This is a genomic window from Cupriavidus sp. 05T313, assembly GCF_056396665.1.
Map to the genome: position 1 here is coordinate 1 of NZ_JBFTLX010000501.1, position 1,814 is coordinate 1,814.

The following is a 1,814-nucleotide window of genomic DNA, read 5'->3' on the forward strand; positions in this document are numbered from 1 at the left end:
GACCTACCTGGCGCCCCTGATCGCCGAATTTGCCGGCCTCTATCCTGGCATCACCTTCGATTTCGACCTGACGCCGAGACGGGTCGACCTGGTCAGCGAACCCTTCGACGTGGCAATCCGCATGGTCACACTATGTGCATCAGCGGCGCTTTCCATGCCCTGTCGATGGTCTGCTGAACCGACGGGTCCACGTTCAACGGGTGGCGGCATAAGGCTACGCGATCAAGAATGATGATCGACTCTACCACGACCAATCGGTTGACCGTTCAGGGTCGGGGACGGACAGCCAGCAGGGATCTCACAATGCCTGCGCCCGGCCAATAGGGGACCGTCAGCTCTCGGTCCAACTGGCCGCTTGAGCGTCCGTAACGACGCTTCAAGCGGACACAGGCTGGCAACGCTGATGCCGCTTCATCGACCTCAAAGGCAAGGACCGCACGGCGACCTGTAAGGCGGCGGCAGTGATGCCTGTGGCACGCGTTTCACCACCGTCAAGCTTTCTCGGCTCGTCCCGGCGAATTCTCGGATACGTTGAACCAACCTGGCGTTGCATCGATGACAGCCCATAGCTTTTGCGGGATGCCAACCCGCGAAACGTCGCTAGCGGAAACAGAAAGGCGGATGCTTTCATCGCGACCTTCACGCCCCTGCGCCATCCAGTCTGGGTTGATTACGAGGCCCTGACCTACGGCCGCAAGCGCGAGCAGCTCAATGCCATCGAAGCCGGCAGCGATAGCGCGTCGCGTGGCGGCAGCGAACGCCTCAATAACGTCCAGGATTTCCTCTTCCTGAAGCTCCCGCGGCACGAGGGCTGAGGCAAACGGGCCTGCGTCACCTTCAACGTCGCTTGCTGCTACTACGTCGCTGACGAGCGTCGGCAACGTCTTCACGCCAGCGTGAAAAATCTGCAGGATCGCATGGGCACCGCCGCTTTTAGCGGCCTTTGCTGGTTTTTTCAGACTTGGAATGAAGCGATCCTCGTACGCGGCAAATTCTCCAGTGAAACCAACCCCATTCTCTTGCACATGCGTGCAGCCGGTGATGACCAAACCGACGTCCTTCACCCGAAGGCGGTAATAGGCGTCCTCCTCGTCGGAGACGGTGCCATCGTCGTTGCTAGCCCAGGTTGTCATTGGGGCCATCGCTACTCGATTGCGTACGGTCAGGCCAGGTGCCAGCACTATTGGCTCAAAAATCTTGCTGTATTTCACGTAACTTTACTTCGGGTTCTGGTGGCTCGGGGACACAATGGCGGAATGTTGACCACCACCGCGTTATGGAAATCAAACCGTATAGTCGATCTGACTCATGTGTTCTTTGCCCATACGGTCGCCGAAGACAGGGTATTTTGAAAGCTTGGTGTCGATTTCCTGAATGTCAGCGCCCGTAAGTTGGAGGCGCTGGGCACCGAGGTTTTCGAGCAGATGCGCCTCGGTACGCGTACCCGGAATAGGAACGATATTGGATCCTTTCGCAAGCAACCACGCCAGCGAAACCTGCGATGGTGTCGCCCCTTTGGTAGCTGCGTACTCCTTGAGCCATTGGATGATGGGCATATTCAACTTCAAGAATTCCTTCGAGAAGCGAGGGAACCCAGCGCGAAAGTCATTTTTTTCGCCGAACTTCGTGTTCGTATCGAAGGCGCCGGCCAGAAAGCCTTGGCCCAATGGTGACCACGGCACGAAGCCGATTCCGAGTTCTTCACACGTCGCCAGCACACCATTCAGTTCGACGTTGCGGGTCCACAGCGAGTATTCCGTCTGGACTGCGGCAACTGGTTGCACGGCATGCGCGCGACGGATGGTCTTCACACT

Annotated in this window: 2 protein-coding genes and 1 pseudogene; 1 reads left to right on the plus strand and 2 read right to left on the minus strand. The window is 57.9% G+C overall.

What is annotated here, in order from left to right; genetic code table 11:
* Positions 1–124, plus strand: a pseudogene (locus AC1DKD_RS41220) (LysR family transcriptional regulator); the annotation flags it as partial.
* A 367-nt stretch (positions 125–491) separates the two neighbouring features.
* Here the strand turns inward: AC1DKD_RS41220 and AC1DKD_RS41225 are convergent.
* A complete protein-coding gene (locus tag AC1DKD_RS41225; protein WP_477144744.1) occupies positions 492–1,211 on the minus strand; it encodes an oxidoreductase in 720 nt (239 codons plus the stop codon).
* 72 nt (positions 1,212–1,283) lie between these two features.
* The coding region (locus AC1DKD_RS41230; protein ID WP_477144745.1) for an aldo/keto reductase at positions 1,284–1,814 on the minus strand (531 nt) is incomplete at its 5' end.